Source organism: Streptomyces sp. NBC_01410, from assembly GCF_045040195.1.
Classification (GTDB): domain Bacteria; phylum Actinomycetota; class Actinomycetes; order Streptomycetales; family Streptomycetaceae; genus Streptomyces.
In genome coordinates this window covers 4,066,922-4,092,243 of the sequence record NZ_CP109530.1, presented here as the reverse complement: position 1 = coordinate 4,092,243, position 25,322 = coordinate 4,066,922, and the positions used below count along the sequence as shown (strand labels likewise).

Here is a 25,322-nt window from a genome sequence, read left to right as displayed (position 1 = left end):
GGTTAGACGTTCCATCCCTTCTCGGCCTCGGTCCCGTTGCGCGGGTCCTCGTGGCGGGCGATGTCCTGCTCGTGGGCTTGGCGGAACAGCGGGCCCATGTCCTCGGCGACCGCGACCGCGGACATCAGGGCGCCGAAGATGTCGTTGAAGCCGTCCGCGACTTCCTTCTCCAGCGGGAACTCCGAGTCGGCCCGCTCCGCGAGGATCCGCATCACGTTCGCCACGCTGGTCAGCGCGGCCGGGAGCCCTTCGACCATGGCCAGGATCTCCATGGCGTCCTCGGGGTCGTAGCTGTTGGCCGCGGCTTCCATCTCCGCCGCGTACTCCTCGAACCGGAAACCAGACACGATCTCTCCCTCACTGCTCTCGCTGCTGGTGGGTGCTGCCGGCGTCGGCCCGGCCGGACGCTTGGCCGTGTCCCCGATCTGCTCGTCGTTGTCCTCGGCCGCCTCGGCATCGACAGCGGCCTCGGCGTCCTGCCGGGCCGCCCGGATCTCCTCATCCCGCGCTGTGCGCTGCTCGTCGGCGGTGCGCATCATGCGGGCATAGAGACGGCGGCCCGGGTGCACCAGCCACGGCAGCCCGAGCTTGCGGCCGATCGGGGACGTGATCAGACCGACGATGCCCAGGGCACCGGCGAGCAGGGCCGCGAGCAGGCGGCGACGCTGGAGGCGAGCAGCCGAACGACGCAGGGCTTTGCGCGCCTCCTTGCGGGCCGGTGCCTTACGCACCTGGTCGCGCTGCCCGGCGACCTGCCCGGCCGTCCGCTGGTCACGCGCCTTACGGGCGCGCTCTATCGCCGCACCCCGAGCCTTGCCAACGCGCCCGGCAGCCTTCCCCACAGCCCGGCCGACCAGCCCCTTCTTCGCGAGCGAGGCGGACCGCTGGTCGGCCTTGGCCTGCCGCCGCGCATCCGCTACCGAACGGCGGGCGCCCTGCGTGTCGTTGCGGCGAGCAGCCCGCGACGGCGACGCCTGCCGGGCCGAATCCCGCAGCGCCTTGACCTGCCCGACCCTGCCCCGACCCGTGCCCGACGCTGCGGACAGTGGCGCCGCGGCGGCGGCCTTGCGAAGGCTGCGGTTCAGCCCTCCTGCCTTGGCAGCCGCAGGGGAACCGGCAGCAGCGCGGGGCGACTTACCCCGGCTACGACCAGCGGCCCTCGTGGTGCCGGCGTTCCCGTTACGGGACTGGCCCGGCACCCGCCCCGCACCGTGCCGGGAGGCACGGCCGGCCGATGTGCCCCCGGCCGATGCGCTTCGGGTTCGGGCCGCGCGGCCGGTCGTCGTCTTCCTCCTGCGGTCGCGGCGGTGGCGGGTGGCCGCGGCGGCGGTGCCGAGCACGACCGCGCCGGTGGCGGCGACGGCGAGCGCGGCAGGTCCGCCGACCAGCGCGGCGGCGGCCAGCAGGGACGTGGTGGTGTTTGTGCCGGTCACCGCGAGCGGGACGACCGGCCACCCGCCCGGCGTGTGCTCAACCTCGGCGACGGCCGGGGCAGATGGCGGTTCGGCCGGGGGCGGTGTGGTGTCCGGCGGGGCCTCGGTGCCCGCTTCCGGAGCGATGGTGGTGTCCGTCATGCTGGTGTGCACTCCTTCGCTGGAGAACAGCAGGGCCCGCACGCGATGCTTGGTAGGCGCGGCGTGCAGGCCCTGCTGGGCGAGGTGTTGCAGGTCAGAGCCGGTTCGGCTCCAGAGAGAAAAAGACGACGTTGGCCCTGGCGAACGCGGGGTTCTCCGTGCCGATCTGGTCCCGCAGAGCCACGAAGAGGCTGTGCCGGGTGTCGTCGCAGGCCGGGGTGACGGTGCCGTACCAGGTACCGGCAACCCGGCCGGGCAGATCGAGAGTCAGCACATAGTGGTGCGAGCCCTGACTCCCGGCGGCCGGGGTGCTGCTCTCTTCCGTCTGGCTGCTCATGTGCTGTGTCTCCTGTCGTGTCCGGCAGCGGATGCGAGTGAGTCGGCGCAGGGCGTGCACATGCCGCGCGACGGCGGGATGCGATAGCCCGCGTCTTGGCGGCAGTTCGGGCAGATCCGGCGAGCGGCGTTCGCCCGCTCCAGGGCCGCGCGTTTGGCGGGGGTCATGGGGCGGACGGGCTTGGCCCGGTCGATCCGGTAGAGGTAGGCGACCAGCGGGCCGCGCCGGCGGCGCGGGCGCTGAAGTTCGGCGGCGACGCCCTGGCCGCCGGGCCGCAGCCCGAGCGCTCGGAGTTGGCGGTAGGTGGCGTAGCCGTCCGGGGCGAGGCGCCATCGGTAGACCGGCAGCGCGCTCACGACGATGCGCCTTCGAGCGTCCGGCCGGCGGTGGTGTCGCGGTACTCCTGGTAGCGGGTGGAGACCCAGCCGACCGACCAACCGCACAAGTCCGCAGCCGACCGCACCGGCATGCCCTCGGCGAACGCGGCATGCACGACGGCGCGGGCGCGGTCCTCGGGCAGCCTCTCGTTCACCGGCCCGGCCGCGAGGAGTGCGGCGCGTTCACGCGCGGCCCGCTCCTCCCGCTCCTGCTGTTCACGGCGGGCGGCTTCCTCGCGCTGCTGCTGCTCCGCCTCGCGGCGCTGGGAGGCTTCGCGTTCAAGGCGTTCACGCTCGCGCTGCTGCTGTTCACGCTCACGTTCACGGCGTTCATGGGCTTCACGCTCGGCACGCTCGCGGGCTTCGGCCCGCTCGCGCTCCTCACGCCGTGCCGCCTCTTCCCGTTCGGTCTGTTCACGGGCGAGGCGGGCCTCGTGCTCGCGCTGTTCACGGGCCAGCGTCGCGGCGTGCTCGCGTTCCTCGCGGGCCCGCTGCTCGTCCGCCTCGCGCTGCTCCCGCGCAGCCTGCTCACGCTCGTTCTGCTCGGCCCGCATGCGGGCTTCCTGCGCGGCCAAGGCGGCGGTGATGGCCCGGCGGTAGGCGAGTCCGGTCTCTGCCGTGACGATCAGCAGCAGCGGCGCGACCGCGTGCACAGCCACGCCCACCAGGTCTTTCCTCAGCGCGGAGTCGGCGACGTTGAGCGCGAGGGTCATGCAGCCGGTCATCCACCGCAGCGCGATCGGCCACCGGCCACCGTGCCCGCCCAGCCGGGCCAGCACCGCGTCCAGGCGGACCACGATGACGACCGCGGCGTCCACCACCAGCGGCAGAATCGGCGCCGTCCAGTCCCACTCATCAGGGGTGTGAACGGCCATGAGCGGCGTGACCGTGAGGATGGAGTAGAGCATCGCCCCGGCCACGATCAGCCACGTCCCGACCGACAACGCGCGCTCTGCTGAACGGATCTGAACACTGTTCATTCGCCCGCCTCCCGCACCGTGACCGACGCGATCAGCAGCACCGCCGACGACGGGTCGTCAAACGTTGCACTGTCCTCGATCCACTCCCACTCCGCGCCCTCCGTGAACACGTATCCGAGCGCGTTCAGCGCCCGTGAACGCTCCTGAACAGTCGGCACCACAGCACTGCCGAAAGCGCGCTCGGGCCACTGCGACACCGGCACCCCGAGCAGCACCACGTACAGGCACCACTGGCCTCCGCTGTTCGCGAGCTGCGCCTTGAACGTGGCCATCAAGCCACCTCCGGCGAACCCGTGACGCCCCGGTTGGTCAGCTCCCGGCGGGCGACCAGCACCCGCCGGCGGGCCCGCCGGATCCGGCGGACGTCCAGCGGCGACGGTGTTCGGTCCAGGGTCGTGATCTGCGCGTCCAGCAGCTCGACCTCCGCCGCAATGGCGGGCATCTCGCGCTCGATCGCATCCAGCTCCCCCGCCGTCGGCTCACGATCGAACCCGGCAGCCGTTGCAAGCATCTGACCTGTGGCAATGTTCTTCATGGGTCGTGTTCCTTTCAGGTGGGAACGGCCCAAACAGCGGCCCCGGTGCACGAACACCGGGGCCGCGCGCCGTTGAAGTCGGTGAATCCGGCTCCCCTCAGCGCTGCTCGTACGAGACGAGCAGCGGAGGCAACCGGCCGCAGCTACTTGGGCCGCGGGAAGTCGAGATGCGCTGTTCAGCGCACGGGACAGGACCCGTACGCGCCCGCCCGCTATTACGAGGTGGGGCGGGATTCCCTCATGCGCACGCTGTTGAGTTGTCAAGGAACGGTCGCTTCCTTCGAGCCCGTTTCACGGAGCCCTCCGGGCGTTTGTGCAGGTCAGCGATATCCGAAAAGCGACCTAGGTCACCTGTCGTTGGAATGAAAGCTACCTAGGTCACTTTGAAGCGTCAAGTCTTCACGCGTCCTGATTGCAAGCGACCTAGGTCAAGTACGCTTTCGGGGTGGACTCACAGCCGAAGCGGAAGCCCAACGCCCGCGAGATCGCAGCCAGGGTCAGAGACCAAGTCGCCGCGGGGACGTTCGGCCCCGGAGACCGACTCCCTGGCGCTCGGGCCTATGCCAAGAAGCTCGGCGTAGCCCTGATGACCGTGCAGAACGCCTACTCGCAACTTCAGGAAGAGGGGTTGGTCGAGGGACGTGCCGGGAGCGGCACCTACGTTCGCGATCCTGCCCCCGGCGAGCAGGTGCCCCGTGAGGCTGCCCAGCGCCTGACCGACCTGCAAGCCGAGGTCGCGCGTGTCTCGACCGAACTCGCCGGCCTTGTCGAGCGCGTCAAGCAGCTTGAGGCGGTCGTTGGCCCCGCCAAGGCGGAGACCGGCGCCTAGCGTCTCTCGCGGTGCGTTCGTCATCATGCTCTTAGCCTGTCCCGGCGAGCGCTCCGCGAGTATGTACTCCCGCCGCCCCTGCACCGAACTAATCCGAACTTTGGCTGCTTGGGCGGGTGTTGGCGTGCCGTCAGCGAGTGCCAGACTGACCTCATGGCTGAACTGAACGGAAAACCCGTCACCCTCGACGAACTCCAGAGCCTCGCCCTCACGAATTACGGGCACTTCACGTCCATGCGGATGGAGGATGGCACCATCCGGGGGCTTTCGCTCCACCTGGACCGACTGGTGCGGGACTGTCGAATCGTCTTCGGCGTTGAGCTGGACCGTGAGCTGACGCTGAGCTACATCCGTAAGGCAGCCGAAGGCCTCACCGGTGTCGCTGGTCTCCGAGTCACGATCTTCGATCCCGCGATCGACATGGGCCGACCCAGCGATGCCAAAGACCCTCACGTTCTAGTGAACTTGCGGCCGGGGGGCGCCATGCCCCCGCCACCACTCACCGCAAAATCCTTCACCTTCACTCGAGACAGCGCGGCAGTGAAGCACATCGGCCTCCACTCGCAGCTCCGGATTCGGCGTGACGCTCAACTCGCCGGGTTCGACGATGCGGTGTTCGTCGAACCCGACGGACGCATCTCCGAGGGCGGCACGTGGAACCTGGGTTTCGTCCACCAGGACGGGACAGTCATTTGGCCAGACGCCCCCGTGCTCCCCGGCACGACGATGCTCCTGCTCCAAAGCCTTGACGCTCCCAAGCAGGTCACCGCCCCTGTCCAGCTTGCCGACGTCCCGAACATGGCCGCCGCATTCGCCACGAACACGACGATCGGCGTGCGCTCCGTGAGTGCGCTCGACGACGTGAAGTTCTCGCAGGACCACCCCGTGCTCGACGCACTACGTGTCGGCTACGCCGGGATTCCCGGCGACCGCCCGTAGACGCGTGCCGCCGCCCCTTATGGGGCGGTGAATCACGACAGAGGTAGCCCATGCCACTAGTTACGAAATGGACCGGACGTGAAGTTAAGGCACTGCGTGAAGCCGTACGCATGAGCCTCATGGAGTTCTCTGAGAAGCTCGGGGTGTCCGATCGCATCGTCTCTCGGTGGGAGGGAGACGGCGAGCAAGCCACCCTGCGCATGGTGAACCAAGCAGCCTTGGACACCCTGCTCGCCAATGCCAACCAGGACGCTCAGGGGCGTTTCGTCGGCATCCTTGCGGCGGACGACGTCCCTACCCAAGCGGTCATCGAACCCGATGAAGATCAGACGAGCAGCGGCGAGTACGTGAAGCATCCCGGTGACGGGAAGCTCATGGCACATGTTCCGGAAGGGATCTTCCTTTCGGGGGAGGACGACGATCCGGTGTGGGTCGATGAGTTCCACATCGACACCTTCCCGACGACCAATGCGGACTATGCGCGGTTCTGCGCGGCCACGCAGCATCCGGTGCCTGAGCACTGGGAGAACGGCCGGTGCCCGCGTGAGCTGTACGACCACCCTGTTGTGCACGTGACTTGGCGAGAGGCGAGCGCGTACGCGACGTGGGCAGGGAAGTCGCTGCCGACAGCTGAGCAATGGGAGAAGGCGGCGCGGGGAACTGCCGGCCGTACCTTCCCCTGGGGCGACCAGAAGACCGCCGCAAAGTGCAACGTTCGAGAGACTGGAGTGGAGCGCACCACGTCTGTCTCTCGGTACCACAGTGGTGTTTCGCCCTACGGGGTCTACGACATGGTGGGCAACGTGTGGGAATGGCTCGCGACGCCGACCACGCCAGGGCGGTACGAACTCCGTGGCAGCGCCTTCACGAGTCCGCTGTTCCGGGGAGCGCCCGCGGCCTCCAATGACGCCAGCGACATGATGCACGACGACGACACCGGGTTTCGTTGCGTAGCGGCATTGGAGCAGATGGGAACCAGCAAGCGATGATGCGCAGGGGTCCACGAATTGTCCGCCAGCGCGCATCACGCCAATCCGTCCTGTTGGTCACAGGCGGTCCGCTGGCTGCAGCCGTCTACGGCACCAGCCAGGCTCGCAAACAGCTTGGTCTGATCCTTGCTTGAGACCCGCCGTGATGCTGTCCGGAAGGCCGCAAACAACAGGACGGGCCGAGCCAGGCGAAGAAGGCATAGCGCCGTCACCCCGTCACTCACGCCTGCTAGCAGCTCAAGAACTCGGCTGAAGGTACCCACAGTCGGACTCCGATCTCAGTCACACCCGTTGTTGACGCCGCCAGTGCGACAGACTGAGTGCTGTCCGGCGACCGTGAGCGTCCTCGGCGCGACAAACTCGCAGTTCACGGGCTCGTCCGACCTGTCCAGGAGTGGACACCTTCGGACAGGAGCGGAGGAGAGCAGTTGACGCCTCAAAGTGATGCACAAGAGCTGTTGGCCTCGTCCCTACGGAGCCTGCACGCCGCTGCGGGCAGTCCGAAGCTGCGCGCCTTGGCTCAGCGAGTCTCAGCCAGTCGAAGTTCCCTATCAATTAGTACGTCGTCGATTAGTGACTGGATGAGTGCCAAATCCGTTGCTGCGCGAAAAACCGATCTTGCGGCACTCGTGGCAAGTCTCGCCAGTATGGCTGGTCGAAGTGTTGGCCCCGAAGTTGTGCGCTTCGAGGCGCTAAGAATGGCAGCGATAAAAGAGAAGCGCGCACGGCGGACGTCAAAAAGCCACGAGACGCAATCTTCGAGCTGGCTTGGCAAGTCGGTTGAAAAATGCACAGACCCGTATCTGCTAGAGGTGCATCGCCCAATCCAGATGGAAGGCGCCCCAACGGATGTTACTAATTACATCGAGAGGGGGCATGACTTGGCCCTGCGGAGCGCACTCACAGGCGAGGGGCCGCAGTTGATTGTGCTGGTGGGGGAGTCCTCATCCGGGAAAACGCGGGCAGCCTACGAGGCAGCAAAAAGAATGACGGGATGGCTTCTCCATCATCCACTTTATCCAAGAAAAACCGAAGCTCTCATCAGAGCCACCTCGACTGGCCAACTGCGGCCCAAAAGTATCGTTTGGCTGAACGAGTTACAGGACTACCTCCTACCTAGTGACGGCGAACAGGCTGCAGCGGCCATTAGGGAGTTTCTGTCTAGCGATATTGATGTCAAACTAATCGGCACAATATGGCCGCGCTATTGGCAAGAGCTTACTAAAGCTGATGGTGTATACCCGCAGTCCAAGGCTCTGCTTACTAACCAGGCGACTAGGATAGAAATAGAACCTATATTTCCGAGGGATAGCCTGCGTGCGGCAGCTTCATCAGACCCTCGGTTGCGTGCCGCTCTCGCCTCTTCTCCGGAACGCGTGACGCAGTACATTGCGGCTGGGCCGGCGCTTCTTGAATTCTTCAGGGATAGTCGAGACTGTAGCCCTGAGACTTGGGCTATTCTTTGTTCGGCCATGGACGCATACACGGTTGGCCGCCCAAAGTCCGTCAGTGAGGGCTTTTTGATTGACAGCGCTCCTGGATACCTGACAGACGAAGAGTGGGGTGCATTAGAAGACGACTGGTTCGCAAAGGCGATTGAGCGCGCGACTGCACAACTTCGCGGTGCCGCGAGACCTCTTTCGAGGCTCCGACCTCGCGTGAAGTCCGATCGGTCAGTCATCTTCCAGCTTGCAGATTATCTCGTACAACATGCGCAAGAAGAGCGTTCCCAGAGTCCGGTTCCCCGATCTTTCTGGGCTGCCGTTGTCGATAACGTAGAAGACTTTTCAGAGCTCGCAACGTTTGCGCGAGCAGCAGATGAACGCGGAATGCACAAGTGTGCAGCTGACCTCTGGGATCCACTCGCTGCATTAGGAGATCCCGAAGCGCTCGCAGCGCTAATGAGCAACCCATCCCTTGACCCTGAGGCTGCTGAGAAATCGGCCAACGGCTACATAGGTGTCGTTTCGCTGAGTGATACTGCACAGCTGGGGTGGCTATTGATGGACCTACACGATCACCCGCCACAGAAAGCCCGGCTCGTCAAACGCATGGCCAGTTCCACCTCCAGCCTTCAGATTGGTCCCCCACTAGAGATGGCAGCCATAATTAGGGAGCTATGCGAGGCGGAGGAGTTGGAGGCAGTTCAGACGTATAGCGAGACCATCAGGCGCTCTTTGGATGCAGTTGACACCAGTGACTTCTGGTCAACCAACGAACTCATTGATGCTCTGGTGGAATCTCTGACCGAAGGAACCCACGAGACAGCGCTTGAAGTAGCAAGGCTGCAGTTCGGTCGACACGATATGGGGCCTGAACACCTTGCCGCATTTCTCACGCAAGTCCAATTCCTAGGCGGCGAGCTAGCAAATAAAGTGCGCCAAGACTTACGCGAGGTGATCCATCAAGTAGACATCACCAAGGCAATATCAATCCACCCAACCATACAGAACCTGTTTTTGGCGGGAGAGGCGGAGCTAGCAAATGAGATCCTGACTCGCATCTCCTCTTCAATATCGACACTAGTTGTCGATAGCTCCTATGCGCCGCTAGAGCTACTGCAAACGCTGACGAAGCGTGGCTATGAGGAGGCATCAGCGGAACTGGCCATGAGAATCGCTATGGAATATGATCCTGGTCTCGCGCATTCCTCGGTGGTAGCTCTAGGGTACCTAGACAGGAACCACTTCGACGAAGCCTTCAACATGATGGCCACTCGCCTAGCTGAGAGTGGGCCAGTCTTGCCCTTGGAGGGCGCCGAAGACCTCAAGATGTTCTACACAGCAAAAAATCTACTTGAATTGTGCGATATTTACTCAAACAGAGTCCATAACTTTAGATCCCTCGAAGGATCGTGAGTGGGTCCTGCTGTGCGTACTGGCGCTGGCCTCCGAGGTACGCCCGGTCGGCGTCCGGCAGCACCCCGCCACCGGCGGCGGACCCCGCGACGAAGGGTTCGTGGTCTCAATCGTGGTCTCAATCGCCTCTCATTCCGGGGTGGTCCACCAAGGTCCGTCGAGTGTCTGTCAGACCTCCCGATCAGGCGCGAGAGTGCGCGGCGGACACTTGTGGACACCACCGGAACAAGATCGGACAACTTGTAATGCGTAGGTCGTCGGTTCGAATCCGACAGGGGGCTCTTCTGCGAAACGCCGGCCCGGACCCTTCAGGTCCGGGCCACTCGTCTTTCCCGCTCCAGCGGTACCGGGGTCACGGGCCCCGAAGAGTGATCCCCGTGTGGGTCGGGGTGTTATGTCCTGGTTCGCTGGTCTTGCTCGCTCATAGTGCGGGCATGAGACGCACACGCATGACGACGCTGCTCTGCGTCGCGACGCTCATCGCCGCGAGCACCCAGTTCACGGTCTCCGCCTCCGCCATGGACGGGCACGGGAAGAGCCGCCCGTGTGTGAGCTCCCCGCCGCCCAGGGGCGGGCCGGCCCGCGAGGTGCTGCGGATCGCCGAGCAGGTCAAGAGCGAGCTGGACCTCAAGTCCGTGCTGCTGCGCGTCACCAGGGACGGCAGGGAGGTCATCACCACCGCGCTCGGCGAGTCGATGACCGGCGTACCTGCCGAGCCCGGCATGCACTTCCGGGCCGGGTCCGTGGCGATCGCCTATATGGGGACCGTCCTGCTGCAGCTGGTCGACGAGGGGAAGGTCGGTCTCGACGACCCCGTCTCGCGGTGGCTGCCCGGTCTCCCGGACGCCGACCGGATCACGCTGCGCATGCTCGGCAGCTCCACCACGGGGCTCGCCGACTACGTCACCGACCCCGACTTCCTCGCCGCGCTCGAGGCCGACCCCTTCCGGCAGTGGACCGCCGAGGAGCTGGTGGGCATTTCGACGGCCCTGCCCCGCTGGTACGAGCCGGGCACCAACTGGAGTTACTCCCACGCCAATTTCGTTCTTCTCGGCGCCGCCCTGGAGAAGATCACCGGGACCCGGCTCGACGTTCTGCTGAAGCGGCGCATCATGGGCCCGCTCGGGCTGCGTGACACCCGCAACAGTTTCACGCCCGACATCCAGCCGCCCGTTCTGCACGCCTTCACCGCCGAACGCGGCCTGTACGAGGAGTCCACCTTCTGGAACCCCTCGTGGACCACGGCCCCCGGCGCGGTCGTGACCACCCATATCTGCGACCTGGCCCGCTCGGCCCAGGCCATCGGCTCCGGTGAGCTGCTGTCCCGGAGCGCCTTCCGGGAGCAGCTGGATCCCGGCACGGTCGGCCTGGGCGGACCCACAGCCACCTGTCCTGCGACCGTCTGCCAGCTGAACACCGAGGCCACGCACTACGGACTCGCCGTTCTCGTCCTGAACGGCTGGATCGTGCAGAACCCGTCGTTCTTCGGATATGCCGCCGTCCAGGCGTATCTCCCCGCCGAGCGGCTGGCCATCGCGGTCGCGACGACCAAGGGCGAGAGCACCCCGGACGGCAATACCGCCCAGACGATCACGGACCGGATCGCCGCGGAGCTCGCGCCCGGCCACCCCGTGCCGTTCAGCGAGGTGCCCTTCGCACGGTCCAGCCGCCCTGAAAGCCGGGGCAAGCCTCAGCGGACGCCTTAGTGGCGGCCCGCGATGCGGTCCGCCAGTTGGGCGATGCGGTCCGTCTGGGCCGAGTGGGCCGTTGATTCGCGGCGGTCCGCGGTGCGGTAGGCCGCGTACATCGTCTGGACGCCCAGCCAGCGCAGGGGTTCCGGTTCCCATTTGCGGACCTTGTGGTTGACCCAGGGCAGCGCGGTGAGGTCGGTGCCGCCCGATTGGCCCGAGTCCTGTTGGATCAGGTCGCGCAGGGTGCGGGCCGCGAGGTTGGTGGTGGCCACGCCCGAGCCGACGTAGCCGCCTGCCCAGCCGAGCCCGGTGGAGCGGTCCAGGGTGACGGTGGCGCACCAGTCGCGGGGGACGCCGAGGACGCCGGACCAGGCGTGGTCGATGCGGACGCCCGCGGTGGTGGGGAAGAAGCGGACCAGGATGTCGCGGAGGGCTTCGACGGTGGCGGGCTGGGTGCGGCCGTCGCTGTCGGTGCGGGAGCCGTAGCGGTAGGGGACGCCGCGGCCGCCGAGGGCGATGCGGTTGTCGGCGGTGCGCTGGGCGTACATGTAGGCGTGGGCCATGTCGCCGAGGGTTTCGCGGCCGTCCCAGCCGATGGTGTCCCAGACGGACTGGGGGAGGGGCTCGGTGGCGATCATGGAGGAGTTCATGGGGAGCCAGGAGCGCTTGTGGCCCTTGAGGTTCGCGGTGAAGCCTTCGGTGCAGCGCAGGATGTAGGGGGCGCGGACCGTGCCGTAGGGGGTCACCGCGTGCTTGGGCCTGATTTCGGTGACGGGCGTCGATTCGTGGATCGTGACGCCCAGGGCCTCGACGGCCGCCGCCAGGCCCTTGACCAGCTTGACCGGGTGCAGGCGGGCGCCGTGCGGGGTCCACGTGGAGGCGACGGCGCCGGTGACGCGGATGCGGTCGGCTGTTTCGCGGGCGCCGAGCAGGACGCGGTCCTTCTCGCCGAAGGCGATCTCGACGGCGTGGAAGTTCTTCAGGCGGGTCAACTGGGCGGGGGTGTGGGCGACTTCAAGTACCCCGCCCTTGTGGATGTCGGCGTCGATGTTCTCTTCGGCCGCGACGCGGATGACTTCGTCGACGGTGTCGTTCATCGCCTGCTGGAGGCGGACGGCGGCGTCGTGGCCGTGGAGCCTGGCGTACCGGTCGCGGCCGGCGATGCCGTTGTAGAGCCAGCCGCCGTTGCGGCCGGAGGCGCCGTAGCCGCAGAACTTGCCTTCGAGGACGGTGATGTTCAGGAAGGGGACGGCTTTCTTGAGGTAGTAGGCCGTCCACAGGCCGGTGTATCCGCCGCCGACGATGCAGACGTCCGCTGTGGCGTCGCCGGGGAGGGGCTCCCGGGGTAGGGGGGTGCCTTCCTGTGCGTACCAGAACGATATGCCGCCGTTGACGGTGCTCGTACTGCTCGTGCTCATGATGCCCCTGCTGCTCAGCGTGAGTGCGTGTGGCGGGAGGGTACTCGCCCACCGCTTCATCGTCGTACGCGGGACCGGTCGCCGCACTCGGCAGCAGGTGTCCATTGCCCGGAACTGCTGGCACGGCAGAGGGGCGGGCGGGCAGGCTGGCTTCATGATTCGTATCGCCACACCGGCCGACGTCCCCGAGATTCACCGTATGGTCCGCGAACTCGCCGAGTACGAGAAGGCCTTGGACGAGGCCCGCGCGAGCGGGGAGCAGCTGGCCGAGGCGCTGTTCGGGGAGCGGCCCGCCGCTTTCGCGCACATCGCGGAGACGGACGAGGGGGAGGTGGCGGGCTTCGCGCTGTGGTTCCTCAACTTCTCGACGTGGACCGGCGTGAGCGGTGTCTATCTGGAGGATCTGTACGTGCGTCCGGCGCTGCGCGGCTCCGGCCACGGCAAGGCGCTGCTGACGGAGCTGGCGCGGGTCTGTGTGGAGCGCGGGTATCAGCGCCTGGAGTGGGCCGTACTGAACTGGAACACCCCGTCGATCAACTTCTACCGCTCGCTGGGTGCGAAGCCGCAGGACGAGTGGACGGTGTACCGGCTGACCGACGAGGCGCTGGCCTCGTTGGGCTCGTAGGCGATCGGGAGGCGCTGTCAGACGCGGGGGAAACGGGCCTGGATGTCCCACACCACGGGGTTGTCGGCGAGGCCCTCGTGCATGTCGGACAGGTCCGAGATCAGGTCGTGCAGAAAGTCGCGGGCTTCGCGGCGCAGCTCGCCGTGGTTGAAGGTGAGCGGCGGTTCGTCGCCGGGCATCCAGTCGGCCTCCACGTCCACCCATCCGAAGCGCCGCTCGAAGAGCATGCGGTCGGCCGACTCGGTGAAGTCGAGCTCGGCGTGCTGCGGTTTCGCGGCGCGGCTGCCGAGGGGGTCGCGGTCGAGCTGCTCGACGATGTCGCACAGGGCCCAGGCGAAGTCGAGGACCGGCACCCATCCCCAGGCTGTGGAGACCTCGCGGTCCTCCTTGGTGTCGGCGAGGTAGACGTCGCCGCAGAAGAGGTCGTGCCGCAGGGCCTGGACGTCCGCGCGGCGGTAGTCCGTCTGCGGGGGGTCGGGGAAGCGGCGGGAGAGGGAGTAGCCGATGTCGAGCACGGGTCGATGGTGTCACGGGCCGCGCGGGGTCCCTGCCGCGCGGCCCGTGACCTGCGTCTACTTCACGTTGACCGCGGTCCAGGCGGCCGCGACCGCCGTGTACTCCGCGCTGCCCGCGCCGTACAGGTCGCTCGTCGCCTGCAGGGTCGCGGTGCGCGCGCCCGCGTAGTTGGTCGAGGAGGTCATGTACGTGGAGAGCGCCTTGTACCAGATCTTGTACGCCTTGACCCGGCCGATCCCGGTGACGGTGGAGCCGTCGTATGTCGGGGAGTCGTAGCTGACGCCGTTGATCGTCTTGGCGCCGCTGCCCTCGGAGAGCAGGTAGAAGAAGTGGTTCGCCGGGCCGGAGGAGTAGTGCACGTCGAGCCGGCCGACGGTCCGTGACCAGTAGTCGGCGGAGTTGCCGTCGCGGCTCGGCTTGTCCATGTGGCGCAGCGGGGTGCCGTTGCCGCGGATGTCGATCTTCTCGCCGATGAGGTAGTCGCCGGCGTCCGTGGCGTTGGCCGCGTAGAACTCGACCGAGGTGCCGAAGATGTCGGAGGTGGCCTCGTTGAGGCCGCCGGACTCCTTGCTGTAGCGCAGGCCCGCGGTGGAGGCGGTCAGGCCGTGGCTCATCTCGTGGCCGGCCACGTCGAGCGAGGTGAGCGGCTTGAGATTGGCGGCGCCGTCGCCGTACGTCATGCAGAAGCACTGGTCGGACCAGAAGGCGTTGACGTAGGCGTTGCCGTAGTGGACGCGGGAGTAGGCGGCGACGCCGTCGCCCCTGATGCCGTTGCGGGACAGCTCGTTCTTGTAGAAGTCCCAGGTCACAGCGGCGCCGTAGTGGGCGTCGACGGCCGCGGTCTGGCGGTTGGTGGCGGCCCCGTCGCCCCAGGTGTCGTCGGGGTCGCTGAAGAGGGTGCCGGTGCCGTTGGTGGCGCCGTTCAGGTCGTACGTCTTGTGGCCGCCGCGGCCGGTGTCGGTCAGCGTGTACGAGGGCGCGGTGCCGAGGGTGACGGTGCCGCTGTACTGGCTGTGGCCGGTGCCGGTCTCGATGGCCTCGTAGGCGTACAGCTCCTTGCCGGTGGCAGCGTCCGTGAGGACGTGCCGCTCGCTCGGGGTGCCGTCCTGCTGGACGCCGGTGACGACGGTCTCCCAGGCGAGGGCGGGCCTGCCGGTGGCGGCCCAGATCACCTTGCGGGCGGACGAGGCGGTCTCGGACTTCGCGTCGGAGGAGGCGAGGGCGGACTTCTTGGCGCTCGCGACGGATATGGCGGGGGCCGTACTGGCCACGGCTATCTTGGCGTTGGTGGCCTTGGTGGCGGTGCGGGCGCCGGACTTCTTCTCGTGGACGACGAGGTCGCCGCCGACGACGGGGAGTGAGTCGTAGGTGCGCTCGTAGCGCGTGTGCACGGTGCCGTCGGTGTCCTTGACGACGTCGCGGACGACGAGTTTCTCCTTGCCCCCGAGGCCGATGGCTCTGGCGGTGGTGGCCGCCTCGGCCTGGGCGTCCTTCAGCGCGGCGGTGCGCTGTGCGGCGGACAGTACGAGAGCGGTCGCGCCCTCTTCGCGGTCGGCCTCGGCGCTGGCCGAGCCGCTGGTGAGCGCGACGGCGACCATGGCGGCCGAGGCGATCAGCGCGGCGGCACGTGCGGATCGCGCACGCGTGCGGGAGGGGGCGGTGTGGTGCGAGGACTGCATGCGGGTCACGCGGGCTCCTTCGCCGGGTGGTGGGGGGCAGCGGCAGAGAGAGTGCCAGCGAAAGAGTGTTGTTGACAGGTCTGCAACACGAATTTGACCGTGAGTTGTTCGTCAGGCGTACAAGTGTGTCCGCTATGCGGTGTGTTGATGCGGAGGGTGGCTTACGTGGAGGTGGGGGCGGGCCGTGTGTGCGGGTCGCCGCCCCGGAAGCCGTGGCGGCGCTCGCACGGCGCGAGTAAGACAGCACCGGCCGCGCTTCGGGCACGGCGCGAGTAAGACACCAGCGGCCGCGCTTCGCGCCCGGCGCGGCTACGGCAGCAGCCGTTGTTCCTTCGCCACCGAGACCGCGCCCGCCCTCGTGTCCACGCCCAACTTCGCGTAGATCCGCCCCAGATGCGTCTTCACCGTCGCCTCACTGATGAACAGCGCCCGCGCGATCTCCCGGTTGCCGAGCCCCCGCGCCAGCTGGCCGAGGATGTCCCGTTCCCGGTCCGTCAGGGACGGGCGGCCCGTGCCGCGCATGTGGTGCAGTACGCGGCTCGCGACCGGGGCCGAGAGCGCCGTGCGGCCCAGCGCCGCCGCGCGGATCGCCGCGAACAGCTCCTCGGGGTGTTCCGCCTTCAGCAGGTAGCCCGTCGCGCCCGCCTCGATCGCGCGCGTGATGTCCGCGTCCGTGTCGTACGTCGTCAGCACCAGCACATGCACCTGGGGCGTCGCGATGCGCCGGGTCGCCTCGACTCCGTCGATGCCGGGCCCCAGTTGGAGGTCCATCAGCACCACGTCAGGGGTCAGTTTCGCCGCCATCGCGACCGCTTCCTCGCCGCTGCCCGCCTCGCCGACGACCTCGATGTCCGGTTCGCTGCCGAGGAGGGCGAGGAGCCCGGCGCGTACGACGGCGTGGTCGTCGCAGAGGAGGATCCGTACCGCGGTCATGCGCGCTCCAGGGGGATCGCGGCGGACAGGACCGTGCCCTCGCTCGGCGTCGACTCGACGGTCAGCGTGCCGCCCAGCTGCCGTACGCGGGCGCGCATCGCGGGCAGCCCGTGGCCCCGGTCACCGGCACGGGCGTCGGTACGGGTGCCGGACGGCTCGAAGCCGCGGCCGTCGTCGGCGATGTCCAGTACCACCTGGTCGTCCAGGTGGCTGAGGGTGAGCGCGGCGGTGGTGGCCGCCGCGTGCTCCCGTACGTTCGCCAGCGCGCCCTGGGCGATCCGCAGCAGCGCCGACTGGACCCGGTCGGGCAGTTGTACGGGCGTGCCGTCCCGGTGGAAGCGGACCTGGAGGGAGCCGGTGGACTCGCGCTCGGCGAGCGTACGCAGGGCCGCGTCCAGGCCGCCGCCCTCCGCCAGGTCCGCGGGCGCCAGATCGTGCACGAAGCGGCGGGCCTCGGCGAGGCTGCGCTCGGCGATCGACTCGGCCGTACGGACATGGCCGCGGGCGGCCGCCGGGTCACTGTCCCAGGTGCGTTCCGCGGCCTGGAGCAGCATCTGCTGGCTGGACAGGCTCTGCGCGAGGGTGTCGTGGATCTCCATGGAGAGCCGCTGGCGTTCGGCGAGCGTCCCCTCGCGCCGCTGGGTGGCGGCCAGCCGGTCGGCCTGGCGCCGCATGTAGATGAAGACGGTGGTGGCGAGGACGGCGACCGTCGGCGGCAGCAGAAAGAGATTGGGGTCCACGCTGTCCGCCAGGCGCCATTCGGCGATCATCACCAGCGCGCAGAGCACGGCGACGAGCGCGACGGCGGCGCGGATGGGGAGCGATCGCAGCCCGGTGTAGATGAGCGGTACGGCGCACCAGGCGAAGCTCGGCGCGAGCAGCACGATCACGACCCAGCAGGCCACGACGGAGCCGAGCAGCACCAGCTGGAGGCGGCTCGGCCGCTGCCCGGCGAGCCGCAGCCGGTCGGCCCGGCGCCCGCCGAGCCAGTGGCCCGCGAGCTGGAGCGCGGCGAGGGTGATGCTCAGGCCGACGACCCACGGCAGCCGCGGACTCTCCGGGTGCTTGAGGAGATAGCGCAGCAGGGATCCGGCGAGCAGGGCGAGGAAGGCGGTGTTCATCACCGTCACCAGCCAGCGGGCATCGGGATCCAGGGTCTGCCCATCCAGGGTCGCGCGATCACCGCCGGTGGCGGACGGTGCGTGGGACATCGGGCTCTCCTGCTGGCGGCGCTGCGTGTGCTCTGTGACCTGGGGCTTGTTCGTGGCTCGTTCTGCATCGTGACCCGGCGGGACCACCGCCGCATCAGCCGATCGGCTGACCCGGCCGTCGTCCATCATGCCTGCGCTCAGCAGCCGGTACGCCGACCGCGGCGCCCCGGACCGGACCGGAGGATCGAGTGAGACCCAGCCCCGAGCAAGACCCGGCCCAGAGCCCGAGGAGCCCCATGACCATCAAGAAGCTGTCCCTGCGTGCCCGTGTCCTGACCGGAGCCGTCGCCGCGGCCGCCCTGGGTGCGGGCACCTTCGGCGCCGTGTCCGCGAACGCGTCCGCTCCCGCCGCCGAGTCGCTTGCCGCGGTCCGGGCCGATGCGGCCGACCGCAACCTCCAGCAGTCCACCCACCTGACGGTCGCGGCCGCGACCAAGGCCGCCCGGGCCGCGCTGGAGGCTGCCGAGAAGGACAACCAGCGCGTCTCCGTCGCCGTCGTCGACCGCAACGGCACCACCGTCGTCACCCTGCGTGGCGACGGCGCGGGCCCGCAGTCGTACGAGTCGGCACAGCGCAAGGCCTTCACCGCCGTCTCGTGGAACGCCTCCACCTCCGAGCTCGTCAAGCGCCTGGAGCAGGCCCCGAACCTGAAGGACATCCCCGGCACGCTCTTCCTCGCGGGCGGCGCACCGGTGCGGTCCCAGGGCGCCCCGATCGCGGGCATCGGCGTGGCGGGCGCGCCCAGTGGCGCCCTGGACGAGCAGTACGCCGCGGCGGGTGTCGCGGCGCTCAACAAGTAAGCCGTACTTCAACAAGTAAGCCGTACCTGCTGATTCGCTCCCCGAGCGCATACCCCCGCATAGGATCAACTGCGTGGATATGCGAACTCTCGTACGCACCCTGACGCCCGCCGTCGCGCTGCTCCTGCTCACAGGCTGCACCGACGGCGGCACGGGTGTGCACGGCAAGCCCGGCTCCGCGGGTGTGCGCGATCCGCTCTTCCGCGGGCTCGGCAACGGCGGGTACGACGTCCAGCACTACGCCCTGACCCTCGCCTACGACCCGGACACGAACCACCTCAAGGGCACCGCCGAGATCACCGCACGCGCCACCCAGGACCTGAGCGCCTTCAACCTCGACCTCCACGGGCTGAAGGTCGACGGCGCCACGGTCGACGGCAAGGAGGCGGCGGCCAACCGGGCGGGCGACGAGCTGACGCTGCGCCCGCACCGCGACATCGACAAGGGCAAGACCTTCCGTACGGTCGTCAGCTACTCCGGCGAACCGCAGACGATCATCGACGAGGACGAAGAGAAGTCGAAGGAAGGCTGGCTGGAGACCGAGGGCGGCGCGCTCGCGGTCGGCGAGCCCAGCGGCTCGATGGCCTGGTTCCCGAGCAACAACCACCCGAGCGACAAGGCCACGTACGACATCACGGTCACCGTGCCCGAGGGGCCGCTGAGGGTGATCTCCAACGGTGAGTTGATGAAGAAGGTCACGACAGGCGGGCGCACCACCTACGCCTGGAAGTCCAGGCAACCGATGGCCAGTTACCTCGCCATGCTCGCCATCGGCGAGTACAGGCCGACGGAGTCCCGCACCTCCAGCGGCGTGCCGGTCCTCACCGTCGTCGACCCGGCCGTGGGGACGAAACATGCACAGCTGATTGCCCAGGTCCCCGAGATTGTGGAATGGGGGGAGCTGAACTTCGGCCCGTACCCCTTCTCGTCCGCCGGCGTCATCGTCGTACCGAACGACGACCTCGGCTACGCCCTGGAGACCCAGACCAAGCCCGTGATCCCGGTGAAAGAGCTCCCGGATTCGCTCGTCCACGAGATCGCCCACCAGTGGTTCGGCAATTCCGTGACGCCCAGGTCCTGGAAGGACATGTGGCTCAACGAAGGCTTCGCCGTCTATGCGGAGTGGATCTGGCACGAGGACTTCGACGCCACCCCAGCCAAGCAGAGCTTCGAGGCCGCCTTCGCCGACGACAAGAACTGGGCGTTCCCGCCCGCCGATCCGCCGTCCGCGGCGAAAGTCTCCGACGATCCGGTGTACTACCGCGGCGCGATGGTCCTGCACAAGATCCGTCAGGCGGTCGGCGAGAAGCCCTTCTTCGAGATCGTGAAGGGCTGGGCGACGGAGCACCGCCACTCCAACGCCTCCACCGCCGACTTCACCGCCTACGTCGAGAAGAAGTCCGGCAAGGACCTCACCGAGCTCTGGGACACCTGGCTTTACGGCAAGGACAAGCCCGACACCCCATAGTGTCCCGGTTCCTGACGTGACGTTGCTTCATATACCGTCGTCCATAGCGAATATGAAGCTGCTGGAGTTGTAATAGTTCGGCAGTTGTGCAAGGTAGGATCCCGCTCTGGGCGGGTCGGCCTCGGGCCAGTCCTCCGGACCGAGCAGGTGCGACGAATAGTCGCTGGAGCCTACCTGCGGGACAAAGAACAATCGATATCCGGGCGCATTCGCGTCCGACGTGAAGGTCCACAGCTGTACTGAACGGTCATCTGAGACGTGGCAGTCCCATTGGACGACCCTGACCACGTTTCCGCCATTGTGAGTGCCGTCGAGGCACTTGCCGGTGCCCGTGTTCCTCAATTGGTAGGTGTCCTGGCCGGCCGCGATGCGTTCCCAGCGCTGGGTCGCTTCGCCGCTGACGCACTCCTGGAGCTGCATCATGGCACCCTGGGTGTCGGCGGCGTCCTGGATCCCCACACACAGGCCCGTCGCTTGGTTGACCAGCTGGAAGCCCTTCGGTTTTCCGCTCGGCGCCGGAGGTGCGGCAACTTCGGGTGGAACAGAACCGGTTGCGCGGTCGTCGCGAGACCTCGCCCCGGCGGAGGTGTGGGCAGTCGGCGTCGCGGTGGCCGATACCGTCACCGTTGCGGTCACAGCAACAGCCGCCGGGACGGAGCTGGTGGCGGAATCAGAGGCGGCCAGGGGCGGTCGGGTGGCGGTGCCCGGACCGTTCGAGAAGACGACAGTGACAGATGCGGCAATCGCTGCGGCCGTGGCCACCACCGCGGCGATGGCAAAGGCTGGGGTGACCGGGACAACGCGCCGGGAGGATGCCTCACGCGAAATGCCGCGTGGAGAGGGGACTTCGGTGGGCTCGGGCGTCGCCGGAGCCGGGATCGCCAGGGCTGCAGAGCGCCCGTCGCCGGGTGACGAGGCCGGCCGCTCCGCCGTACTCGGCAGCAACGCCTTGGACAGGGTGGTGTGCCGGCCTGTGTGGATCGCGACGATGTCTGTACGTGCCCGGGCGCAGCTCCCGCACGTGGCCGCGTGCTGGTCGAAGTCCTTGGAGCGTGGGCAGTCCCCGAGGCGGACGGTGTCGTCCAGCACGGCGGCGAAATGGCGGCACGCTCGGCCGGGGGTCTGCGCGGCATAGGTGCGGAGGTAGGCCTCGTACAGGCCCTTGAGGGCGCGGGCGGCCTCGGAGTCCGCTGTGTCAGGACTCAGTTCCGCCAAGGGGGTCGTGTGCCCGGCGTGTTCGTCGAGGCTCTGCAACAGCGTCGTCTGCCACGATTCGGGCAGGGTGCGGAAGGCCTGCAGCATCAGTGAGTCGGCTTCGGCGGCCGCTGGCTCGGACACGGGTCTCCTCGTGCATGTGTGTCGCGTAGTGGTCTTGGTGATCTGAAGGCGGAGTCAGCCTGCTGGAGATGCAGTGGGCTGATCAGGACCTCGCGATTTTGGAGACGATGCGCTAACGGGTTGGACGGCTGGTGGCAGGGGTGCAGCCGTTGGACCCCTGGGTAGTGGATAGATGCCGTGGCCCGCGTGCGTCAAGATCTGCGGCGAGCGGGTTGATCACGCTGTCGGCATCGACACACCGAACTCAACAGTCACCCCTCATCTGTCAGGGCGGATTCCTAGTCCGTAACGGTGAGTTGGCATTGGTTCCATGGACCGCCGCCTCTCGTACGGTCAGGCAGCCGGCCTCTCCCGTCGGCCCTCCCGTCGGCGGCGACCAGAGGACAGCAGAAAGGCCCCGGCTTGTGAGCCGGGGCCTTTTGTCGCGGTGCGTACGTCAGAGGTTGACGCCGAAGTCGCGGGCGATGCCCTCCAGGCCCGAGGCGTACCCCTGGCCCACGGCGCGGAACTTCCACTCCGCGCCATTGCGGTAGAGCTCGCCGAAGACCATCGCGGTCTCGGTGGCGGCGTCCTCGCTCAGGTCGTAGCGCGCCAGCTCGGCGCCGCCGGCCTGGTTGACGATGCGGATGTAGGCGTTGCGCACCTGGCCGAAGTTCTGGCTGCGGTTGACGGCGTCGTAGATGGAGACCGGGAAGACGATCTTGTCGACGTCGGCCGGCAGACCCGCCAGGTTGACGTTGATCTGCTCGTCGTCGCCGCCGCCCTCGCCGGTGCGGTTGTCGCCGGTGTGGACGATGGTCTGGTCGGGCGTCGCCTTGTTGTTGAAGAAGACGAAGTGGGCGTCGGACGCGACCTTGCCGCCGGGGTTCACACCGATCGCGGAGGCATCGAGGTCGAAGTCGGTGCCGGTGGTCGTACGGACGTCCCAGCCGAGGCCGACCGTGACGGCGGTCAGGCCCGGTGCCTCCTTGGTGAGCGAGACGTTGCCGCCCTTGGACAGGCTTACTGCCATTGGGAAGTCCCCTTCGTGTCGTCTGTGCGGGCTTCGAGCCCTCCCGAAGCTACCGTCACCCGTCATAACGCAGGCAGGGGACTGCCAGGTTCCATCCGTCTGTGCTTCCTTTGCCACCTCGCGGGGAGACGGGCGAGCGCGGACGCCCGAAAAGCGGGTGACGCGGACGGCGCGGGCACGCGACCATGGACGCATGTCCGGTCCCTACATCATCCGCGGTTCGGTCTCCCTGCCGGAGGCCGAGCTCATGTGGCGTTTCTCGCGGTCGTCGGGACCGGGTGGCCAGCACGTCAACACCAGTGACTCGCAGGTGGAGCTCCGCTTCGACCTCGCGAGGACCGAGGCGCTGCCGCAGGTCTGGAAGGACCGCGCGCTGGAGCGGCTGGCCGGCCGGATGGTGGGCGGTGTGATCGCGGTCCGCGCGTCGGAACACCGCTCGCAGTGGCGCAACCGCGAGACCGCGGCCGTGCGGCTGGCCTCCCTGCTGGCCGAGGCGACGGCGCCGCCGCCGCGGCCGCGCCGGGCGACGAGGATTCCGCGCGGTATCAACGAGCGCCGGCTGCAGGAGAAGAAGCAGCGCGCGCAGACGAAGCGCGGCCGCAGCGGCCGCGACTGGTAGTACCCCCGCCCCGGTCGGCGGCGGGACCTCAGTCCAACTGGCGGTAGCGGCCCCGGAAGTACGTCAGCGGACCGCCGTCCGCGCTCGGCAGCCCCACGGACAGCACACGCGCGATCACCAGCGTGTGGTCCCCGGCCACCACCCTCTGTTCCGTACGGCACTCCAGCGTCGCCAGCGCGCCCCTCACCAGCAGCGCGCCGCTCACCTCGCCCCTCGTGTACGGAATGTCCTCGAACAGGAGCCGGTCGCTGACCCGGCCCTTCATCGCGAAGCGGCCCGCGATGTGCCGCTGGCTCTCCGAGAGCACCGAGACGGCCCACAGTGGCTGTTCGGCGAGCAGGTCGTCCATGCGGGAGTCGTTGCGCAGGCTCACCAGGACCAGCGGGGGGTCCAGTGACACCGACATGAAGGCGGTCGCCGTCATGCCGACGTCCTCGCCGCGCGGGCCGTCGTCCGGATCGTGCGCGGTCACCAGCACCACACCCGCGGCCAGCCGGGACATGGCGGCGCGGAACTCCTCGTTGCTCACCCCCTCAGCATGGGGGATGGCAACAGGACCGGTGGCGGGGCTCGTCTGCAGCACACGAGGAACGCTAGTCTCGGCCGACCCGCGCCCGCATCGGGCCGGGGGACCAGCCGGGTCCTAGGTCCTGTCCGGCCTGATCGACCGGACAGGGCCTAAGACCGACGGCCGGTCCTGGGACCGGCGGCGCACCCATATTTGCGTTCAGGAAAGCGAGGGTCATTGCAGCTCGCGCAGACAACGCATCATCATCCATTGTGACTTGAGTCACAGAGTGCAGTAATTGTTGACCCTGTGTACCGAGTGGGCAGCTCGCTGTGATTCAGTGACCGTGATACCGCAACAAGAACGTCGATGAGAACCCTGGAGTTTGCTGTCGAGGTCTCGGGGAGAGCGAGCGATGGAGACCGAGTCGGAGCCCTACGTCCGTCTTGCGACCCTGCGGCAGCTGCACCAGGTGGTCGCGGACCTCAACACGGCCCGGAGCCTGGCCGACACCCTGCAGACCGTCGCTGACGGAATCGTCGCGGGACTCGGCTACGAGCTGGCCTGCGTCAATCTCGTACGCCCCGACGGAGATCTCGTCGTCGCCGCATTCGCCGGCAGCGCCGCCGCGGAAGCCCTGATCACGGGCCGCGTCGGCTCCCGCCCGTCCTGGGAACGCCGTCTGTCGATGGGCGAGGCCTGGGGCGAGCTGCGCTTCATCCCGCACACCGAGGGCTGGGTGCTCATAGAGGACGACGTCCCGCAGTGGCACACCGAGGGCCCCGACCCGCGCTTCGAGGACGAGTGGCACCCGCAGGACCGTCTCTACGCCCCCATGTACGCATCGGGCGGCGGCCGCGAGCTCCTCGGCGTCATCTCCGTCGACCGGCCGCGCAACGGACGGCGGCCGGGCCCCTGGGGCCAGGAAGCGCTCCAGATGTACGCCTCCCAGGCGGCGATTGCGATCAGCAACGCCCGCCTGCGAGCAAACATGCAGCGCGCCCTGGTCCGTCTGGAGCGTGAGCAGCAGGCCCTGCGCGCGAGTGAGGAGTCCTTCCGGCAGGCGTTCGAGTACGCGCCGAGCGGTATGGCCATCGCCGAGATGGGCGGCGACCAGCACGGCCGGCTGCTGCGCACCAATGACGCCCTGTGCCGGCTGCTCGGCAGACCTGCCTCCGCGATGCGCCGCTACTCCTTCGCCGATCTCGTGCATCCCGAGGATGTCGGCACGCTGCTGCGTACGTCGGCCGAGGGCGGGCGTGCCGAGCTGCGGCTGGGCCGCCGGGACGGGACGTATGTCTGGGTGTCGCTGCGCAACTCCGTCGTCGCGGACACCGCGGACGGCCCCCGTTTCCTGCTCACCCATGTCGAGGACATCGAGGACCGCAAGCGGCACGAGCTCCAGCTCGCGCACCGGGCCAGCCATGACGCGCTCACCGGGCTGCCCAACAGTGCCGAGCTGCGCGCCCGGCTCAGCGCCCGGCTGTGCGAGCGGCCGCAGACCGCGCGGGAGAGCGCCATCGAGGCGCTGGACGCCGCGTACGGGGCGGACAGCGAGGGCATCTTCGGCAGCGACGGCTTCGACTTCGAGACCACCGGCGTGCCCTACGACCACCATGTGCACACGATCGCGCCCGACAGCGAGGTCGACGACGGCACGAAGGGGCTCGCGGTCCTCTTCTGCGATCTGGACGGCTTCAAGTCGATCAACGACCGGTTCGGGCACCAGACGGGCGATGCCGTGCTCGTCGAGGTCGCGCGCCGGCTCACCACCGGCGTGCGCGACAACGACACGGTCGCCCGGCTCGGCGGTGACGAGTTCGTGGTGCTCGCCGACGGCCTGGGCGCGGCGGATGCCGCCGACCTGGCACTACGCCTGCGGAACGCGATCATTCTGCCGATCAGGGTCGGCGGCAGGGGCGTGCGCGTCGGGGCGAGCTTCGGGATCGGCTGGGCGAGCTGCGGAATGTCCGTCGAGGAGGTCCTGCAGAGTGCCGACCAGCGGATGTACGTCGAGAAGCGTTCCAGGGCGAAAGTGCACCGGCGGGCCGGCTGAGGTCAACGACACCCTATGGAATACCCCGAA

24 protein-coding genes are annotated in these 25,322 nt (G+C 68.1%); 10 read left to right on the top strand and 14 right to left on the bottom strand.

Going from position 1 to position 25,322, the window contains the following annotated elements; all coding sequences use genetic code 11:
* Positions 1-2: 2 nt before the first annotated feature.
* The 6 genes from OG741_RS18650 to OG741_RS18625 form a co-directional block, all read right to left on the bottom strand.
* Positions 3-1,574 carry a hypothetical protein gene (locus tag OG741_RS18650; RefSeq protein WP_405599321.1) on the bottom strand — a complete coding sequence of 524 codons (1,572 nt, stop codon included), beginning with the start codon at positions 1,572-1,574 and terminating at the stop codon, positions 3-5.
* A 94-nt stretch (positions 1,575-1,668) separates the two neighbouring features.
* Complete coding sequence (locus tag OG741_RS18645) at positions 1,669-1,911, bottom strand: hypothetical protein (RefSeq protein WP_405599318.1); 243 nt, start codon at positions 1,909-1,911, stop codon at positions 1,669-1,671.
* Positions 1,908-2,267, bottom strand: a complete 360-nt coding sequence (locus tag OG741_RS18640; protein WP_405599316.1) for an RRQRL motif-containing zinc-binding protein — start codon at positions 2,265-2,267, stop codon at positions 1,908-1,910. The genes OG741_RS18645 and OG741_RS18640 overlap by 4 nt, the downstream gene beginning before the upstream one ends.
* A complete protein-coding gene (locus tag OG741_RS18635; RefSeq protein WP_405599314.1) occupies positions 2,264-3,268 on the bottom strand; it encodes a DUF2637 domain-containing protein in 1,005 nt (334 codons plus the stop codon). Before OG741_RS18635 ends, OG741_RS18640 begins: the two co-directional genes overlap by 4 nt.
* Positions 3,265-3,540 carry a DUF6303 family protein gene (locus tag OG741_RS18630; protein WP_405599311.1) on the bottom strand — a complete coding sequence of 92 codons (276 nt, stop codon included), beginning with the start codon at positions 3,538-3,540 and terminating at the stop codon, positions 3,265-3,267. The genes OG741_RS18635 and OG741_RS18630 overlap by 4 nt, the downstream gene beginning before the upstream one ends.
* Complete coding sequence (locus OG741_RS18625) at positions 3,540-3,803, bottom strand: DUF6284 family protein (RefSeq protein WP_405599309.1); 264 nt, start codon at positions 3,801-3,803, stop codon at positions 3,540-3,542. The genes OG741_RS18630 and OG741_RS18625 overlap by 1 nt, the downstream gene beginning before the upstream one ends.
* Positions 3,804-4,248: 445 nt before the next feature.
* On the opposite strand from OG741_RS18625, the gene OG741_RS18620 reads away from it, so the two are divergent.
* The 5 genes from OG741_RS18620 to OG741_RS18600 all read left to right on the top strand — a co-directional run bounded on the left by OG741_RS18620 (position 4,249) and on the right by OG741_RS18600 (position 11,124).
* Positions 4,249-4,632: a GntR family transcriptional regulator gene (locus OG741_RS18620; protein WP_405599307.1), complete on the top strand. Its 384-nt coding sequence runs from the start codon at positions 4,249-4,251 to the stop codon at positions 4,630-4,632.
* Positions 4,633-4,785: 153 nt separating this feature from the next.
* Positions 4,786-5,571, top strand: a complete 786-nt coding sequence (locus OG741_RS18615) for an aminotransferase class IV family protein (protein WP_405599305.1) — start codon at positions 4,786-4,788, stop codon at positions 5,569-5,571.
* A 110-nt stretch (positions 5,572-5,681) separates the two neighbouring features.
* A complete protein-coding gene (locus OG741_RS18610; protein WP_405599304.1) occupies positions 5,682-6,560 on the top strand; it encodes an SUMF1/EgtB/PvdO family nonheme iron enzyme in 879 nt (292 codons plus the stop codon).
* A 581-nt stretch (positions 6,561-7,141) separates the two neighbouring features.
* Positions 7,142-9,418 carry a hypothetical protein gene (locus OG741_RS18605; RefSeq protein ID WP_405599302.1) on the top strand — a complete coding sequence of 759 codons (2,277 nt, stop codon included), beginning with the start codon at positions 7,142-7,144 and terminating at the stop codon, positions 9,416-9,418.
* 434 nt (positions 9,419-9,852) lie between these two features.
* Positions 9,853-11,124 carry a serine hydrolase domain-containing protein gene (locus OG741_RS18600; RefSeq protein WP_405599300.1) on the top strand — a complete coding sequence of 424 codons (1,272 nt, stop codon included), beginning with the start codon at positions 9,853-9,855 and terminating at the stop codon, positions 11,122-11,124.
* Here the strand turns inward: OG741_RS18600 and OG741_RS18595 are convergent.
* On the bottom strand, positions 11,121-12,527 hold the full coding sequence (locus tag OG741_RS18595) for an NAD(P)/FAD-dependent oxidoreductase (protein WP_405599299.1): 1,407 nt from the start codon (positions 12,525-12,527) through the stop codon (positions 11,121-11,123). The two genes, OG741_RS18600 and OG741_RS18595, sit on opposite strands and share 4 nt — an antisense overlap.
* A gap of 154 nt (positions 12,528-12,681) precedes the next feature.
* Between OG741_RS18595 and OG741_RS18590 the strand changes: the two genes are divergently transcribed.
* Positions 12,682-13,152 carry a GNAT family N-acetyltransferase gene (locus tag OG741_RS18590; protein ID WP_405599297.1) on the top strand — a complete coding sequence of 157 codons (471 nt, stop codon included), beginning with the start codon at positions 12,682-12,684 and terminating at the stop codon, positions 13,150-13,152.
* 17 nt (positions 13,153-13,169) lie between these two features.
* On the opposite strand, the gene OG741_RS18585 is transcribed toward OG741_RS18590, so the two are convergent.
* The 4 genes from OG741_RS18585 to OG741_RS18570 all read right to left on the bottom strand — a co-directional run bounded on the left by OG741_RS18585 (position 13,170) and on the right by OG741_RS18570 (position 17,491).
* The gene (locus tag OG741_RS18585; protein WP_405599294.1) at positions 13,170-13,667 is read right to left on the bottom strand and encodes a hypothetical protein; all 498 of its coding nucleotides are present in this window, start codon (positions 13,665-13,667) and stop codon (positions 13,170-13,172) included.
* Between the two features lie 57 nt (positions 13,668-13,724).
* Entirely contained in the window at positions 13,725-15,347 is a 1,623-nt protein-coding gene (locus OG741_RS18580) for a M4 family metallopeptidase (RefSeq protein ID WP_405605647.1), read from the bottom strand.
* Positions 15,348-15,656: 309 nt separating this feature from the next.
* A complete protein-coding gene (locus tag OG741_RS18575) occupies positions 15,657-16,280 on the bottom strand; it encodes a response regulator (protein ID WP_405599292.1) in 624 nt (207 codons plus the stop codon).
* Entirely contained in the window at positions 16,277-17,491 is a 1,215-nt protein-coding gene (locus OG741_RS18570; protein ID WP_405599291.1) for a sensor histidine kinase, read from the bottom strand. The genes OG741_RS18575 and OG741_RS18570 overlap by 4 nt, the downstream gene beginning before the upstream one ends.
* 242 nt (positions 17,492-17,733) lie before the next feature.
* Here OG741_RS18570 and OG741_RS18565 point away from each other — a divergent pair, with 242 nt between their 5' ends.
* Positions 17,734-18,291, top strand: a complete 558-nt coding sequence (locus tag OG741_RS18565) for a heme-binding protein (RefSeq protein WP_405605645.1) — start codon at positions 17,734-17,736, stop codon at positions 18,289-18,291.
* A gap of 79 nt (positions 18,292-18,370) precedes the next feature.
* Positions 18,371-19,759 carry a M1 family metallopeptidase gene (locus OG741_RS18560; RefSeq protein WP_405605643.1) on the top strand — a complete coding sequence of 463 codons (1,389 nt, stop codon included), beginning with the start codon at positions 18,371-18,373 and terminating at the stop codon, positions 19,757-19,759.
* A gap of 27 nt (positions 19,760-19,786) precedes the next feature.
* Here the strand turns inward: OG741_RS18560 and OG741_RS18555 are convergent, their stop codons facing one another.
* Both OG741_RS18555 and OG741_RS18550 read right to left on the bottom strand, forming a co-directional pair.
* Complete coding sequence (locus OG741_RS18555) at positions 19,787-21,061, bottom strand: RICIN domain-containing protein (RefSeq protein WP_405599289.1); 1,275 nt, start codon at positions 21,059-21,061, stop codon at positions 19,787-19,789.
* 472 nt (positions 21,062-21,533) lie between these two features.
* On the bottom strand, positions 21,534-22,109 hold the full coding sequence (locus tag OG741_RS18550) for a TerD family protein (protein ID WP_215094963.1): 576 nt from the start codon (positions 22,107-22,109) through the stop codon (positions 21,534-21,536).
* A 193-nt stretch (positions 22,110-22,302) separates the two neighbouring features.
* Between OG741_RS18550 and arfB the strand changes: the two genes are divergently transcribed.
* Positions 22,303-22,728 (top strand): alternative ribosome rescue aminoacyl-tRNA hydrolase ArfB, encoded by a 426-nt coding sequence (gene arfB, locus OG741_RS18545; protein WP_405599285.1) that lies wholly within the window; start codon positions 22,303-22,305, stop codon positions 22,726-22,728.
* A gap of 28 nt (positions 22,729-22,756) precedes the next feature.
* Here arfB and OG741_RS18540 read toward each other — a convergent pair whose 3' ends face one another.
* Positions 22,757-23,311: a flavin reductase family protein gene (locus OG741_RS18540; RefSeq protein ID WP_405599284.1), complete on the bottom strand. Its 555-nt coding sequence runs from the start codon at positions 23,309-23,311 to the stop codon at positions 22,757-22,759.
* A gap of 340 nt (positions 23,312-23,651) precedes the next feature.
* On the opposite strand from OG741_RS18540, the gene cdgB reads away from it, so the two are divergent.
* The gene (gene cdgB, locus OG741_RS18535; RefSeq protein ID WP_405599281.1) at positions 23,652-25,292 is read left to right on the top strand and encodes a diguanylate cyclase CdgB; all 1,641 of its coding nucleotides are present in this window, start codon (positions 23,652-23,654) and stop codon (positions 25,290-25,292) included.
* Positions 25,293-25,322: the final 30 nt, after the last annotated feature.

Coding starts and splice junctions, on each gene's coding strand:
- OG741_RS18650 (WP_405599321.1), bottom strand. CDS start 1,574: ATGACGGACACCACCATCGCTCCGGAAGCGGGCACCGAGGCCCCGCCG.
- OG741_RS18645 (WP_405599318.1), bottom strand. CDS start 1,911: ATGAGCAGCCAGACGGAAGAGAGCAGCACCCCGGCCGCCGGGAGTCAG.
- OG741_RS18635 (WP_405599314.1), bottom strand. CDS start 3,268: ATGAACAGTGTTCAGATCCGTTCAGCAGAGCGCGCGTTGTCGGTCGGG.
- OG741_RS18630 (WP_405599311.1), bottom strand. CDS start 3,540: ATGGCCACGTTCAAGGCGCAGCTCGCGAACAGCGGAGGCCAGTGGTGC.
- OG741_RS18625 (WP_405599309.1), bottom strand. CDS start 3,803: ATGAAGAACATTGCCACAGGTCAGATGCTTGCAACGGCTGCCGGGTTC.
- OG741_RS18615 (WP_405599305.1), top strand. CDS start 4,786: ATGGCTGAACTGAACGGAAAACCCGTCACCCTCGACGAACTCCAGAGC.
- OG741_RS18610 (WP_405599304.1), top strand. CDS start 5,682: ATGAGCCTCATGGAGTTCTCTGAGAAGCTCGGGGTGTCCGATCGCATC.
- OG741_RS18605 (WP_405599302.1), top strand. CDS start 7,142: ATGAGTGCCAAATCCGTTGCTGCGCGAAAAACCGATCTTGCGGCACTC.
- OG741_RS18600 (WP_405599300.1), top strand. CDS start 9,853: ATGAGACGCACACGCATGACGACGCTGCTCTGCGTCGCGACGCTCATC.
- OG741_RS18595 (WP_405599299.1), bottom strand. CDS start 12,527: ATGAGCACGAGCAGTACGAGCACCGTCAACGGCGGCATATCGTTCTGG.
- OG741_RS18590 (WP_405599297.1), top strand. CDS start 12,682: ATGATTCGTATCGCCACACCGGCCGACGTCCCCGAGATTCACCGTATG.
- OG741_RS18580 (WP_405605647.1), bottom strand. CDS start 15,347: ATGCAGTCCTCGCACCACACCGCCCCCTCCCGCACGCGTGCGCGATCC.
- OG741_RS18575 (WP_405599292.1), bottom strand. CDS start 16,280: ATGACCGCGGTACGGATCCTCCTCTGCGACGACCACGCCGTCGTACGC.
- OG741_RS18570 (WP_405599291.1), bottom strand. CDS start 17,491: ATGTCCCACGCACCGTCCGCCACCGGCGGTGATCGCGCGACCCTGGAT.
- OG741_RS18560 (WP_405605643.1), top strand. CDS start 18,371: ATGCGAACTCTCGTACGCACCCTGACGCCCGCCGTCGCGCTGCTCCTG.
- OG741_RS18555 (WP_405599289.1), bottom strand. CDS start 21,061: ATGCTGCAGGCCTTCCGCACCCTGCCCGAATCGTGGCAGACGACGCTG.
- OG741_RS18550 (WP_215094963.1), bottom strand. CDS start 22,109: ATGGCAGTAAGCCTGTCCAAGGGCGGCAACGTCTCGCTCACCAAGGAG.
- arfB (WP_405599285.1), top strand. CDS start 22,303: ATGTCCGGTCCCTACATCATCCGCGGTTCGGTCTCCCTGCCGGAGGCC.
- cdgB (WP_405599281.1), top strand. CDS start 23,652: ATGGAGACCGAGTCGGAGCCCTACGTCCGTCTTGCGACCCTGCGGCAG.